Source organism: Ruegeria sp. BB6 (genome assembly GCF_056539385.1).
On sequence record NZ_JBQFUW010000024.1, the window covers coordinates 1 to 991 of the forward strand.

At 49.9% G+C, this 991-nt stretch carries 1 protein-coding gene; it reads right to left on the reverse strand.

Going from position 1 to position 991, the window contains the following annotated elements; genetic code table 11:
• Window positions 1-786: GFA family protein (locus tag ACR0B7_RS20985; RefSeq protein ID WP_480682383.1), on the reverse strand; the 786-nt coding region annotated here is incomplete at its 3' end.
• Window positions 787-991 lie beyond the last annotated feature (205 nt).

Sequence of the window (991 nt, forward strand, 5' to 3'; positions counted from 1 at the left end):
CTCAGAAAGCTTTGAGGAGGCGTACAAACCCGGTTCTTCGCCTTCGAATGTCACATTTTGCTTCTCAAAAATTGCCCATGCATTCAATGGTGAACCAAGAGCCAGCTGACAGTGTCTGCAATGGCAAAAGCCAACTGCAACTGGCTGAGACCAAACCTGGTATCGAGTGGCTCCGCAAAGACATCCACCTGCAGTGATCGGTTCACGTTTTGCAGCTGTGAGGAACGGCCAGCCAATCGGCTTGGTCTCTTCACCTGCAGCCGTCAAAGTCGAACGATAAGCTCGGACAGGCTGAACAATGTTTTTTAACTTTCGATGACCTAGGTCTACAAAGGGATGCTCAATTTTGTCTTTGACCTGATCAAACACGCTGCCCGAGATACAAAGCTCACCTGGTTCGGCAATTTCTTGAAGGCGTGACGCCTGATTCACGCCGTCCCCAAAAATGTCATCTCCAATGACAACAATGTCGCCAATGTTTACACCGATGCGAAAAGTTATTTTCAAGTCATCGGTGAAGTCGGCTTCCCGTTCCGCGATGACTTTTTGGATTTCCAACGAGCAGGCAACCGCATCTGCTGCCGTAGGAAACTCAATCAATAGGCCGTCACCCATTGATTTGACGACACGCCCGTGATGCGCTGCGACCCGGCGCGAAACGATGCCGTCGAAGCACACTCCGAGCCGCGCAAGAGTTCCCTCTTCATCAATTTGCATGAGACGAGAGTAACCAACGACATCGACCGAAACGATGGCAGCAAGCTTTCTGATCTTCGGCTTTGGCATTTCGGCAAGTTACGTCAGATTAGAGAAGTCGCATAGTGTGCATCGTAAATTCTAGCGATGAAACGCTTGTAAAGCTGTTTGACCTAGCCATCCAAAAAGCCATGACCGCTTATCGACCCCAAAGTAAAAGAGATCTCCCGACTGCTTTGGGCTCAGAGCAGCCATTCGCTATGTTCCGTCTAACTGACCTCTTTGCGGACAAAGC